The organism is Parabacteroides sp. MSK.9.14 (assembly GCF_019041495.1).
Classification (GTDB): Bacteria; Bacteroidota; Bacteroidia; order Bacteroidales; family Tannerellaceae; genus Parabacteroides; species Parabacteroides merdae.
In genome coordinates, this window is record NZ_JAHPXO010000013.1 from 39,634 (window position 1) to 52,471 (window position 12,838).

At 48.2% G+C, this 12,838-nt stretch carries 13 protein-coding genes; 6 read left to right on the forward strand and 7 right to left on the reverse strand.

The window, feature by feature from the left end; all coding sequences use genetic code 11:
* Positions 1–10: 10 nt before the first annotated feature.
* From KTG12_RS08760 to KTG12_RS08790, 7 genes are all read right to left on the reverse strand, one after another.
* Positions 11–1,162 carry an iron-containing alcohol dehydrogenase gene (locus KTG12_RS08760; protein WP_138272504.1) on the reverse strand — a complete coding sequence of 384 codons (1,152 nt, stop codon included), beginning with the start codon at positions 1,160–1,162 and terminating at the stop codon, positions 11–13.
* Positions 1,163–1,167: 5 nt separating this feature from the next.
* Positions 1,168–1,938 carry a 3'-5' exonuclease gene (locus tag KTG12_RS08765; protein WP_005638110.1) on the reverse strand — a complete coding sequence of 257 codons (771 nt, stop codon included), beginning with the start codon at positions 1,936–1,938 and terminating at the stop codon, positions 1,168–1,170.
* A 10-nt stretch (positions 1,939–1,948) separates the two neighbouring features.
* Positions 1,949–3,073, reverse strand: coding sequence for a DNA polymerase III subunit beta (gene dnaN / locus KTG12_RS08770; RefSeq protein WP_005638111.1), 1,125 nt, complete (start codon positions 3,071–3,073; stop codon positions 1,949–1,951).
* A 205-nt stretch (positions 3,074–3,278) separates the two neighbouring features.
* Entirely contained in the window at positions 3,279–3,431 is a 153-nt protein-coding gene (locus KTG12_RS08775) for a DUF4295 domain-containing protein (RefSeq protein ID WP_005638125.1), read from the reverse strand.
* A gap of 14 nt (positions 3,432–3,445) precedes the next feature.
* The gene (gene rpmG / locus KTG12_RS08780; RefSeq protein ID WP_005638127.1) at positions 3,446–3,634 is read right to left on the reverse strand and encodes a 50S ribosomal protein L33; all 189 of its coding nucleotides are present in this window, start codon (positions 3,632–3,634) and stop codon (positions 3,446–3,448) included.
* Positions 3,635–3,653: 19 nt separating this feature from the next.
* Entirely contained in the window at positions 3,654–3,893 is a 240-nt protein-coding gene (rpmB, locus tag KTG12_RS08785) for a 50S ribosomal protein L28 (RefSeq protein WP_005638129.1), read from the reverse strand.
* Positions 3,894–4,063: 170 nt separating this feature from the next.
* On the reverse strand, positions 4,064–5,326 hold the full coding sequence (locus KTG12_RS08790; protein ID WP_138272503.1) for a hypothetical protein: 1,263 nt from the start codon (positions 5,324–5,326) through the stop codon (positions 4,064–4,066).
* A 168-nt stretch (positions 5,327–5,494) separates the two neighbouring features.
* Between KTG12_RS08790 and KTG12_RS08795 the strand changes: the two genes are divergently transcribed.
* The 6 genes from KTG12_RS08795 (at position 5,495) to KTG12_RS08820 (ending at position 12,827) form a co-directional block, all read left to right on the forward strand.
* Positions 5,495–6,097 carry a nitroreductase family protein gene (locus KTG12_RS08795; protein WP_022322673.1) on the forward strand — a complete coding sequence of 201 codons (603 nt, stop codon included), beginning with the start codon at positions 5,495–5,497 and terminating at the stop codon, positions 6,095–6,097.
* A gap of 12 nt (positions 6,098–6,109) precedes the next feature.
* Entirely contained in the window at positions 6,110–7,459 is a 1,350-nt protein-coding gene (gene lpdA / locus KTG12_RS08800; protein ID WP_155143723.1) for a dihydrolipoyl dehydrogenase, read from the forward strand.
* Positions 7,460–7,461: 2 nt separating this feature from the next.
* On the forward strand, positions 7,462–8,202 hold the full coding sequence (locus KTG12_RS08805) for a lipoate--protein ligase family protein (RefSeq protein ID WP_122203152.1): 741 nt from the start codon (positions 7,462–7,464) through the stop codon (positions 8,200–8,202).
* A 16-nt stretch (positions 8,203–8,218) separates the two neighbouring features.
* A complete protein-coding gene (locus tag KTG12_RS08810) occupies positions 8,219–9,580 on the forward strand; it encodes a dihydrolipoamide acetyltransferase family protein (RefSeq protein WP_005638147.1) in 1,362 nt (453 codons plus the stop codon).
* A gap of 542 nt (positions 9,581–10,122) precedes the next feature.
* Positions 10,123–12,159 (forward strand): thiamine pyrophosphate-dependent enzyme, encoded by a 2,037-nt coding sequence (locus KTG12_RS08815; protein WP_155143725.1) that lies wholly within the window; start codon positions 10,123–10,125, stop codon positions 12,157–12,159.
* A gap of 161 nt (positions 12,160–12,320) precedes the next feature.
* A complete protein-coding gene (locus KTG12_RS08820; protein ID WP_022322044.1) occupies positions 12,321–12,827 on the forward strand; it encodes a flavodoxin in 507 nt (168 codons plus the stop codon).
* Positions 12,828–12,838: the final 11 nt, after the last annotated feature.

A 12,838-nucleotide genomic window follows, 5' to 3' on the forward strand; every position in this document is an offset into this window, starting at 1 on the left:
CCATGTTTTATTACAAGCGTAACGCCATTATCTCACGCGCCATACGGCTATCTATATTGTGATGTTCACCCAATTTCCACCCCTGTTTGTCCACAGGAGCGGCAAGGGCATCCAAATCCTTTTCTGCAATGCCACATTCACCGAGGCGCGTTTTCAGTCCCATCCGGCGGAAGAAATCCTCACAGGCGACGATTGCCTTACGCGCCCTTTCCTCTTCCGTTCCATCCGTAATACCAAAAACAACTTCCCCCATACGAGCCAGTTTGACCTGCTTCTCCTTAAACATATAAGTCATGACACCCGGCAAGAGAATCGCCAATGTTTGTGCATGATCCAGGCCGAACTGCGCCGTTAGCGCGTACCCCATGCGGTGGGAAGACCAGTCCTGCGGAACCCCCTGCCCAATCCAGACATTCAACGCATTGGTTGCCGCCCACATCAAGTTGGCACGGATATCATAATCGTTCGGATTGTCCAAGACCTTCAACCCCTCTTCATGAATGACACGCATCAGTCCTTCCGAGAAGGCATCCTGTACTTTTGCATTGACCGGATAAGTCAAATACTGCTCCACTACATGAATAAAAGAGTCGACCACCCCGTTTGCCACCTGACGCACAGGGAGCGAATAGGTCACTTCCGGGTCCAGTACGGAGAACTTCGGGAATACCAGCGGACTGGCGAAATTCAGTTTCTCACAAGTCGATACACGGGAGATGACCGAACGTTCGTTCATCTCCGAACCGGTCGCGGCCAATGTAAGCACCGTACCCAAAGGCAGGGCATTCTTTATCTCGCCACCTTTCGAAAGAATATCCCACGGATCGCCTTCGAAACCGACAGACACCGCGATGAACTTCGTAGCGTCGATCACCGAACCTCCGCCTACAGCCAACAAAAAATCGATCTTCTTCTCTTTGACGACCTCCACGGCCTTCATGCAGGTTTCGTAATGCGGATTTGCTTCGATTCCCGGAAACTCGGTCACTTCAAATCCTTCCAACGCCTTCGTCACCTGGCCGTAGATGCCGTTTTTCTTTATGCTACCGCCGCCATACACCATCAGCACTTTACTTCCTTCCGGAATCAAAGCGGACAAACGGGCTATGGAACCTTTGCCGAAAACAACCTTTACAGGGTTACAAAACTCAAAATTATTCATGGTCCTTATTTCGAATTAAAACCTCTCAATTTTATCTCAGTCAGTATTTTCTTGGTGTTCAGAGGGAAATCACCATTCATAATCCAGGAATAATATCCGGGATCGTTCTTCAGTACTTCCTCTACCAGGCGGCCTTTATATTTACCGAAGTTTATCACTTCTTCCCCCTTGTCGTTATATACCATACGTCCGGCAAAGTCCACATTATTCGTATAGCTCGAATATTGGGAAAGGAAATTAATGTCATTCTGCAACTCCGGATACCGGTCCAACTGCGCTTTCAACACTTCATAAGTCGCCATCGTATCGGCCTCCGCCGTATGGGCGTTTTCAAGGCTCTTGTCACAGTAGAACTTATAAGCGGCCGCAAGCGTACGCTGTTCCATCTTATGAAAAATGGTCTGTACGTCTACAAACTTGCGTTTGTTCAAATCGATATCGACACCTGCACGCAGAAATTCTTCTGCCAACAAAGGGATATCAAAGCGATTGGAATTATATCCTGCCAAATCACACCCCTCTATCTGGGCTGCCAACGATTTGGCTATTTCTTTAAAGGTAGGACAGTCTTTTACGTCTTCGTCGGTGATGCCGTGAATAGCGGTCGACTCTGGTGGAATGGGCATTTCCGGATTGATCCGTCTCGTTTTAGATTCTTCTTTTCCATTCGGGTAAACCTTGACAAAAGAGATTTCCACGATACGATCTTTGACAATATTAATACCCGTCGTCTCCAAGTCGAAGAAGACTAACGGATTTTTCAGGTTTAACTGCATTTCTTATATTTTAATCATTCAACATCATAGGCATCAGCAGCATCAGCAAATCCTCGTTTTCTTCATTTTCAGAAGGAACGATCAGACCAGCACGCGAAGGATCAGCCAATTCGAGTATCACCTCTTCCGAATTGATGTTGCTCAGTATTTCAATCAGATAAGTTGCCTTGAAACCGATGCTTAATTCGGTTCCGTCAAAACTGCAAACAATTTTCTCTTCTGCGGAAGTAGAAAAATCGATGTCCTGTGCGGAAACAAGCATTTCGTTCTCCTTCAGCTGCAACTTGACAAGACTGCTGGCCGGATTGGAGAAAACGGAAACACGCTTCAAGGCATTCAGGAAAGAGATACGGTCGATTGTCACCTTGAAAGGATTTTCCTGCGGGATCACACTGTTGTAATTCGGATAACGACCTTCGATCAGGCGGCATACCATTTCGAAATTAGCACAGTTGATATAAGCATTGTTATCATCAAACTTGATGCTGACCATCTCTCCTTCCTTTGATAAAAGGCCTTTCAACAGGTTCGCGGGCTTCTTCGGCAAGATGAAAGAAGCTCTTTCCGGTGATTTTACCGAAAGATTGCGCAGACGCACCAGCTTATGACCGTCGGAAGCCACGAATGTCAAATCGTCCGTGTGAATATCGAAATAGATACCATTCATTACCGGACGAAGCTCGTCGTCAGCCGTTGCAAACAACGAACGGCTGATACCGTTCAACAACATCTGCGCGTCCATCATGATAGAGATTGCATTCTCATTCAGAGGTTTCTGCTGCGGATATGTATCTCCCTTCTGTCCGATAAAATTATATTTACCATTCTGGAAATGGATAAAGATTTCCAGGTTATCGTCGTTAATATCAAAAGTCAGCGGCTGTTCGGGCAACTCCTTCAACGGGTCGAGCAAGATTTTTGCCGAAACCGCGAAAAGTCCGCTTCCTTGTGCATTCATCACGTCAACGGATGTAACCAGACGTGTTTCAGCATCCGAAGCTGTTATAGTAAGTTTATTACCTTCCAGGTTGAAAAGGAAACTGTCCAGGATCGGTAATGAATTCTTAGAAGCAATAACTTTGCTAATAGATTGCAAACGTGATAACAACGCTGTGCTGGATACATCAAATCTCATGGTTCTTAATTATTAATTTGTTTCTATTTATTATTTATCAACGTGTTGTAGGTTCGATTCACAGACTGCTCCCAATCGGATAGCTGCAGATTCGCCCACACAAAAGTATGAAAATATTCCATATAACCACCCGAATGAAGACAAAAAAAGAGGTCCTTCCCACTATGGAAAAGGACCTCTCTTCATATCTTGATATTACGCTCCGTTATTTAGCGAAATAATCTTTAACAGCTTCGTTAGGAATCATTTCTTCCTGGAAGATGTAAGCACCGGTCTTCGGGGACTTAACCATCTTGATTACTTTAGAGTAGGTACGACCGTCACCTTTCTTAAATGTTGCAACCGCTTTTTTTGCCATTGTTTAATCTCCTCTTACTTAATTTCTTTGTGTAACGTCATCTTCTTCAGGATAGGATTATACTTCATCAGCTCCAATCTCTGAGTTGTATTCTTTCTGTTCTTTGTTGTAATATAACGAGATGTACCCGGCATACCACTGTCTTTGTGCTCGGTGCATTCAAGAATCACCTGAACTCTGTTACCTTTTGCTTTCTTTGCCATTTCTTATTTCCTCCTCAAATTAAGCGTTTAAATAACCTTTTTCAGCAGCTTTCTTAATTGCTGCATCCAAACCAAGTTTATTGATAGTACGCAAGCCAGCGGCTGAAATATTCAGGCTAACCCAACAATCCTGTTCTACCCAGTAGAACTTTTTAGTAAACAGGTTCACATCAAACTTACGTTTCGTTCTTCTCTTAGAGTGAGAAACGTTGTTGCCAACCATTGCTTTTTTTCCGGTAATTTGACAAATTTTCGACATTGCTAATTTTACTTTTTAATATTACGAAATTAAGTCAACTCCTGCTATGTGTCTTCCCTTTTTGAACTGCATCACGAACAAAAACAAAGATTCTAATAGAGTTTCTCTTCTTTTACGGGGCACAAAGGTACAAATTATTTTGATTCACACACAAGAAATCTACAAATAAATCAACACTTTCTGCTATTTTTCCTTAATTTATTCTGTATAAAGGCGTCAAGACCCGCTGCCGCATAGATTGTTATCGCAAACAAATAAGGATAATGATAACGGGAAGTGATCACGAACAAAACCGTTACTGCTGTGCCTAAAACAGGGATCAGAAGATAGATATTCCGCTCTCGTAACAGATCGCGCCGGTTCGTCCAAACGTAATAAAAGAATAGTAAAAGCACCGTGTAATAGACAATGCTTTTCAACGCCAGGGAAACGATTAACTCCATCATCTTCATATTATTACCCTCCGCCTTTGAAAGAACTACTCTAAATCCCATATCCGGCTTTACACGCTCCGTCCAGGTATCTTCACAATACAAAGCAGCCAACTTGAAGGGCAGTTGGGAAACATACTTAAACGGATGCTCCGATATCCAGCGGACTGACGCACGCTTCAGCAGGCTGTCCCGCTCCATGTAGGTATAATCTCCGGGAGGAAGGCAAATATAATTGTCCGGATCATCGAAGCCGTTAAAATTGACTAAACCGTTTGCTTCATCAAAAGAACTCATCGCTAAGTTATAGCCTCCGGACACCGCTTGATAGACAAAATGGCCGGTTCTCTCCTTCGCACTTCGCCCGATCAGGAAAACAGTCAAGACAAGCGGCAAGGCCAATGCTGCATAAGACTGCCACCGGCGCTTTTGCACGATGAAAAGGAGCAAAATCACGAATAAAAAGACAATTGCCAGAGGACGGAACCAGTTAGCCACAGCGATCAGCACGCCGGCGACAGCCACAGGAAACAGCCGGCGAACGTTGCATAGCAGCAGGGCTGTCAATAGTAGGAAAGTAAAAGGCAAATCAGTCAATACAGCTATCGGAGCATATAGGTTCGAAAAAATCAACATATATAAAATAGCAGCGTAATACCCCGTTTTATTCGAAAACATCCGTCCGGCCAACTTCCGTATTTCAAATACCATTGCAATATTCATCAATAAATTCAGCAATCGGACAAAGGAGAAAGATCCGCAAAGATGATAGATCCCGATCAAAAGGTTTACATACCCCGGACCGAAAATAAAATCCTCATATTGGTTATGCACGTCCGGATACCAAGTGCCCCTCGCGATGCATTCCGAAGCCAGTTTCACATAAGCCTGGGCATCATCGTGGTTGGGCATATCCCAGTATTTTATTACCAGGCAAACCTGTAGGATCACCCATATGACAAACATGATCCGAAAAACGACCGGTATTTTTTTCCCTATCATTTCTTTTGCTCTTTTTGGGAGACAAAGATACAGCCTTTTCACCGGTAATCCGCCCGTGATAAATTAATTCTATCTGTTCATTCGAGAAACAACGGGACGTATTTGCAACAAAATCAAACTTGGGATGGTTTCATTTTTAAAGAAACATAAAATAAAAACGCATTTAATATGACACGAGATTTTAAAGAAGCATTGAGACACCGCAGAACTTATTACCACATCACGAACAGTTCTCCGATATCAGACGAACAGATCAAAGAAATCATAGACTTCGCAGTCATGAACGTCCCTTCTGCCTTCAACTCGCAATCTACCCGCATCGTATTGCTGTTAGGCAAGAATCATAAAAAGCTTTGGGAGATAACGAAAGAGACATTGAAGAGGCTTGTTTCAGCGGAAGTCTTCAAAGGGACGGAAGCTAAAATAGACGGAAGTCTGGCTGCCGGCTACGGAACGATCCTGTTCTTCGAAGACAAAACGGTAGTTGAACAGCTGCAAGACTCCTTCCCTACTTATTACGACAAATTTCCGGTTTGGGCACAGCAAACATCTGCCATGCACCAGCTGGCGATCTGGACAATGTTGGAAGATGCCGGCTTAGGCGTGTCCCTTCAACATTATAATCCGTTGATCGACGAAACGGTATATGCAGAATGGAAACTCGACCCGAAATGGGAACTGGTGGCACAGATGCCTTTCGGAACGCCGACGGAGGGACCCGGACCGAAAGAGATCAAACCGTTAGACAAAAGAGTCCTGGTTTTCAAGTAAAAGAACACAAGCATGAATTACGATATTGCAATCATAGGAGGAGGACCGGCCGGCTATACCGCAGCCGAACGGGCAGCCGAAGGAGGCCTGAAAACCGTCCTCTTTGAAAAGAACGCCATTGGAGGCGTCTGCCTGAACGAAGGCTGTATTCCCACAAAAACGTTATTATACTCCGCCAAGATATTGGACAGTTTCAAAACATCCTTCAAATATGGCATTTCACCGGAAGGAACACCGTCTTTCGACATGGACAAGATCATCAGGCGGAAGAACCGGACTGTCAAAAAGCTAACATCCGGTGTGAAGATGCGGCTCACTTCAAGTGGAATCACGATTGTCGAAGGGACAGCCGTTTTGAACGGGGAAACGGATGGAATGATCCGTATACAATGCGGAAACGCCCTTTTCACCGTCAAAAACGTCCTCCTCTGTACCGGCTCCGAAACGGTAATTCCTCCAATCAAGGGACTTTCGGATACAGATTACTGGACTTCGCGGGAAGCGCTCGACAGCAAAGAACTTCCCAAAGAACTTGCCATCATAGGCGGCGGTGTCATCGGGATCGAGTTTGCTTCATTCTTTACCAGCATGGGAGTAAAAGTAAAGGTGATCGAGATGATGCCGGAAATACTCGGCGCGATGGACAAAGAGGCTTCCGCCATGCTCCGGAGCGAATACGCCAAGAAAGGGGTGGAATTTCATCTGAACACAAAAGTGACCGAAGTCAACCCGAAAGAGGTCATTGTCGAAAAAGACGGCAAGACGAATGCGATCCCCGCAGACAAAATCCTGGTCAGCGTAGGCCGTCGGGCAATTACCAAAAATTTAGGTCTGGAAAGCCTTTCCATCGAGACGGACCGCCGGGGCGTCCGAGTGAACGAATATATGCAGACCTCCCATCCGCACGTTTATGCAGCCGGAGATATCACAGGGTTCTCGCAACTGGCCCACACGGCCTATCGGGAAGGTGAGGTTGCTGTCAACCATATCCTGGGGAATGAGGAACGGATGGACTACAGGGCTATTCCCGCCGTCGTCTACACCAATCCGGAAGTGGCCGGTGTGGGCAAGACGGAAGAGGTATTGAAGGCAAGTGGAGAATATTACAACCTTGTCAAGATACCGATGACCTATTCCGGCCGCTTTGTCGCCGAAAACGAAACCGGCAACGGGCTATGCAAGCTCCTGACAAACGTGAACGGCCAGATCATCGGTTGCCATCTGGTGGGAAATCCGGCATCGGAGATCATCGTCATTGCCGGTATCGCCGTCGAGCACGGTTATACGGTCGATGAATTCAAGAAAACCGTATTTCCCCATCCGACTGTCGGAGAGGCGATACATGAAAGTCTCTACCTCTGATAATGCTTTATATCAACAATCCATACACGGATGCCTGGTTCAACCTGGCAGCCGAGGAGTATCTGCTCAAGAACTTTTCGGACGACATCTTCATGTTGTGGCAGAACGAACCGTCCGTCATCATCGGTAAGCACCAGAACGTATGGGACGAGATAAACCGAAACTATATTCAGGAGAAGCATATCAAAGTCGTACGCCGTTATTCCGGTGGCGGAGCCGTCTATCACGATTCCGGCAACCTGAATATCACTTTTATACAAAACAGCAAGGAACTCGCATCCGGCACATTCACAGCCCGGCTGATCGCCTTCCTTGCCACATTCGGCATCCGGGCAGAGGCTGACGAACGGCAGGCACTCACGATCGACGGGTTGAAAATATCGGGCAGTGCGCAATCCATCCACAAAGGAAGGATCTTGCACCACGCCACCCTCCTTTTCTCCACCGACCTGTATCGCCTGACGACCGCCCTCAAAAGTACAGAACGGAGACCGGAAAGAAAAGAAATGAAGCCCGCTCCTTTTTATGTCAAATCCGTAAGAAGCCCGGTCACCAACATATGCACCTATACCCGTAAAGCGGTATCTATCGGAGAATTCAGAGACGCACTCCTGAACTATTTTACAGAAAACAAGACGGACACCCGTCCCTATTCATTCACTGAAGACGATTTGAACGCCATCCGGTCCCTACGTGACAACAAATACGCGACGTCGGCCTGGAACTTCAATATCAGAACATAAAATACACATTTAAACTATGTCGACATTTGAAATAAAAATGCCCAAACTGGGCGAAAGCATCACGGAAGGGACGATTGTCTCCTGGTCCGTCAAAGTAGGCGACGCTGTTCAAGAAGACGATGTCCTCTTTGAAGTGAGCACCGCCAAAGTCAGTGCGGAAATACCCTCTCCGGTTGCAGGAAAGGTGCTCGAACTGCTGTTTTCCGAAGGCGATACGGTGGCCGTCGGTACAACCGTCGCCCTGATCCAGCTGGAAGGCGAAGAGGGAGAAGCACCCGAAAGTACCACTCCTGCCGCAGCTAAAAGCGACGAAAGCACAATGGTACAGTCTGTACCGGCAGAACCCGCCCAGCCCGTCAAATCATCCAAGGAAGAAGACGGAAGATGGTATTCTCCCATCGTGCTGAAATTAGCACAGGAAGCCAAAATATCGCAAGCCGAACTGGACGCGATTCCGGGAACCGGCTATGAAGGACGACTCAGTAAAAAAGATATTAAAGATTATATCACGACCAAGAAAAGTGGCATCACCCCACAAAGTGATACCGAAAACTTGCGTCAACCGTCGACGCAGCCCACCATCTCCGATCGACGTAACCCACCATCTCCGGTCGATGGTGTCCACCATCACCAACCGACGCAGCCCACCATCGACGATCGACGCAACCCGGCATCTGTCACCGAAGACGAAACGGTCGAAATGGACCGCGTTGCCCGTATCATATCAGACCATATGGTCATGTCGAAAAAAGTGTCTCCCCACGTTACAACTGTTGTCGAAGCCGACGTCACCCGTCTGGTAAAATGGCGCAACCGCACGAAAGACGCATTTTTCAAACGTGAAGGTGTAGCACTCACTTTCATGCCTGCCATAGCGGAAGCTACAGCAAAGGCACTGGCTGAATTCCCGCACGTGAACGCTTCGGTCGACGGCTACAAAGTCATTCTGAAAAAGCATATTAACCTGGGTATCGCCGTGTCGCTACCCGACGGTAACCTGATCGTACCGGTTATTCATGATGCAGACAAGTTGAATCTGAACGGCCTTGCTGCCAACATCGACACTCTTGCCGCCAAAGCACGCACGGGTAAGCTGATGCCAGACGATATACAAGGCGGAACTTTCACGATCACCAACTTCGGTTCGTTCAAGAGCCTGTTCGGTACGCCGATCATCAACCAGCCACAGGTAGCCATCTTAGGCGTCGGCTTCATCGAAAAGAAACCGGCCGTCGTGGAGACACCCGAAGGAGATACAATCGCAATTCGCCACAAGATGTACCTGTCCCTGTCGTACGACCACCGGATCATCAACGGAGCACTGGGTGGAGAGTTCCTGCGACGCGTAGCGGATTATCTGGAGAACTGGGATAAATGATGATTTATCTGTTACTTTTGGCTTGATCCAAAAGTAACCAAAAGATCAAGGCTTAAGCTGCTTCGCTACTTCGTTCCCTCCGTTCGCTGTCGCGTCTGAAACTCGCTTCGCTCAAACAGCAGACGCTCCGGACGCTCACTGCGGTCTCTGCGCTTTACGCTCACCAGCTTAGGCCGGAAATAGAGCCTGACGGCTCTTCAGGGATTGCCAATGCTGCCTGCTCCTTTGTGATCCCGCATCAAGTGCGGGAACAGGCTTGTCCCCGTGCCCCGCACGGGGCCGCAAAAGAACGATCAGTATCGGCAATCCCAAAAGAAAGCGGAGCTTTCTTGGAAAGGCCTAAGCGGACGGGCGTCAAGCGGAGGGTAAAGACGAAGCGTCCGGAGCCTGCCCTGTTTGAGCGAAGCGAGTTTCGCAGGCGACAGCGTAGTCTTTGCCCGGAGTAGACCGGACGGTTAAGCCTTGACTTTTTGGTTACTTTTGGGTCAAGCCAAAAGTAACATATCACAAAACAATTAAAACAACACACAAAATAATCAAGTATGAAACGATACGATATAAAAACGACCGATACCGAGACCCTCCGCAAATGGTATTACCTGATGAGTCTCGGCAGGGCGCTCGATGAAAAGGCGCCTTCTTACCTGCTCCAGTCCTTAGGCTGGTCCTATCATGCCCCTTATGCCGGGCATGACGGCATCCAGCTCGCCATCGGGCAGGTATTCCACCGGGGAGAGGATTACCTCTTTCCCTACTACCGCGATATGCTGACCGTCCTGTCTGCCGGAATGACGGCGGAAGAAATCATCCTGAACGGCATCTCGAAAGCGACCGATCCGTCCAGCGGCGGACGGCATATGTCCAACCACTTCGCCAAGCCGGAGTGGCATATCGAGAACATATCCTCGGCGACCGGGACACACGACCTGCACGCCGTAGGTGTCGCCCGTGCAATGGTTTATTACGACCATAAAGGCATTGCGATCACCTCGCACGGTGAATCCGCCACTTCCGAGGGCTACGTCTACGAAGCCATCAACGGGGCGAGCAACGAGCAGCTCCCCGTTATCTTTGTCTTGCAGGACAACGGCTACGGCATCTCCGTCCCCAAAAAGGATCAGACGGCCAACCGCAAGGTAGCCGACAACTTCTCAGGCTTCAAGAACCTGCGCATCATCCACTGCAACGGAAAAGACGTTTTCGACTCGATGAACGCCATGACCGAAGCCCGCGAACATGCGATCAATACGCATAATCCGGTGATCGTCCATGCAAATTGCGTACGCATCGGCTCCCATTCGAACTCCGACAAGCAGACTTTGTATCGCGATGAAAACGAACTTGCCTACGTGAAAGCAGCCGATCCGCTGCAAAAATTCCGCCGTATGCTGCTCCGTTACAACCGCTTGACCGAAGAGGAACTGAAGCAGATAGAAGCACAGGCAAAAAAAGACCTGAGCACAGCCAACCGCAAAGCGATGGCGGCTCCCGAACCCGATCCTGCAACGATCTTTGACTATGTCTTGCCCGAACCTTACCTGCCGCAGAAATATACAGACGGCACACACAAAGAAGAAAATGGCGAAAAGAAAACACTGGTAACCGCAATCAACGAAACACTGAAAGCAGAATTCCGCCATAACCCGGATACATTCCTGTGGGGACAGGACGTGGCCAACAAAGACAAAGGCGGCGTGTTCAACGTCACCAAAGGCATGCAACAGGAGTTCGGGCCGAAGCGTATCTTCAATGCTCCCATTGCCGAAGACTACATTGTAGGCACGGCCAACGGCATGTGCCGCTTCGACCCGAAAATACATGTCGTGGTGGAAGGAGCCGAATTTGCCGACTACTTCTGGCCGGCCATCGAGCAATATGTCGAATGTACACACGAATACTGGCGAAGCAACGGACAGTTCACCCCTAACCTGACACTCCGCCTGGCATCGGGCGGTTATATCGGCGGAGGGCTCTACCATTCGCAAACGATCGAAGGGGCGCTGACCTCCATTCCGGGAGCCCGCATCGTCTATCCTTCTTTTGCCGATGATGCGGCAGGACTGTTGCGCACCAGCATACGTTCGAAGGGCTTTACCATCTTTCTCGAACCGAAAGCGCAATATAACTCGGTCGAAGCAGCCGGTTTTGTGCCGGAAGACTTCGAAGTTCCTTTCGGGAAAGCCCGTATCCGCCGGCCGGGCAGCGACCTGAGCATGATCACATATGGCAATACCACGCATTTCTGCCTCAGTGTCGCCGAGAAGCTGAAGAAAGAGCATAACTGGGACGTGGAAGTCATCGACATCCGCTCGCTGATCCCACTCGATACGGAAACGATCTTCGCTTCCGTGAAAAAAACCGGCAAGGTGCTGATCGTACATGAAGACAAAGTGTTCTCAGGTTTCGGAGCGGAAATAGCCGGTATCGTCGGCACGGAAATGTTCCGATACCTGGATGCTCCGATCCAACGCGTCGGTTCTACCTTTACGCCTGTCGGTTTCCATCCGGTCCTCGAAAAGGCGATCCTGCCCGGAGAAGAACGGATCTACAACGCAGCAAAAGCATTATTGGAATATTAATGAAGAGGGTATGTCAAAATCTCCTTGTCCCCGCACTTGATGCGGGGCTGCAAAAGGACAGACCTTATCAATCAGATTTTATAGGGCCGGTTTTAATGCGATCCCGCGAGGGGCGCGGGAACAGGATAGTTTTGACACACCTTCTATAAACAACATACAAAATGAAGAAAATAGGTTTATTCTATGGTGGCACAACCGCTAAAACAGCCGTAGTCGCCTTGAAAATACAAGAAGCATTCGCAGAAAACGAAGTCGTCCTGATCCCGATAGAAGGGGCGACACGCAAGGAGTTCGAATCGTTCGACAATATTATTGCCGGAACTTCCACCTGGTTCGACGGAGAACTGCCGACTTACTGGGACGAGTTCATGCCGGAAATAGAATCCATCGACATGACGGGCAAGAAAGTCGCCCTATTCGGGCTCGGAGACCAAGAACGCTATCCCGACAATTTCGTCGATGGGATCGGCATTCTGGCGGAAGCCTTTACCAAAAGCAATGCGGAACTGATCGGTTTCATGCCTGTCAACGACTACCATTTCACCCAATCACGGGCCGTTAAGGAAGGGCATTTCCTGGGACTTCCCCTCGATATCGAGAATCAGTCCGAACAAACGGAGGAACGGATACTGAAATGGGTGGCGAAACTGAAAAAGGAGTTTCAATAATATTTGCATTT